Annotated in this window: 1 protein-coding gene; it reads right to left on the reverse strand. The window is 58.6% G+C overall.

The window, feature by feature from the left end:
- Positions 1-538 (reverse strand): substrate-binding domain-containing protein (locus AC1DU6_RS35550; protein ID WP_477863314.1); only part of this gene is annotated, 538 nt, incomplete at both ends.

The raw sequence follows: 538 nt of genomic DNA on the forward strand, positions 1-538 counted from the left end.
GCCCTGTGACGATCGGCATTGGCATGTCGCCACTGCCATAGCCGACTCCCTTGAGCGACGACAGGATTCCGATCGACAACCCGTCATAGGGCGACAGCACCGCGGACAGCTTCTTGTTTGTGTAGAAGGCGCTCAGCAGGTTATCCATTCGGGCTTGAGCGGTGGCACCGTCCCAGCGCAAGGTCGACACCTTGTTCATGCCGGTCTGGCCGCTGGCGACGACCAGCTTGCTGCTGTCGATATATGGCTTCAGCACCGACATCGCGCCATCGTAGAAGAAATAGGCGTTGTTGTCGTCGGGCGATCCGCCAAACAGTTCGATGTTGAACGGGCCTTTGGCGTCCTTGAGCTTCAACGCGCTCTCGATCGACTGCGCCTGCAGCACACCGACCTGGAAATTGTCGAAGGTCGCATAGTAATCGACATTCGGGGTGTCCCGGATCAGCCGGTCATAGGCGATGATGGTGATGCCCTTGGCCTTGGCCTGGTTGAGCACGTCAGACAATGTGGTGCCGTCGATCGAGGCGATCACCAATAC

Source organism: Roseateles sp. P5_B10 (assembly GCF_056400485.1).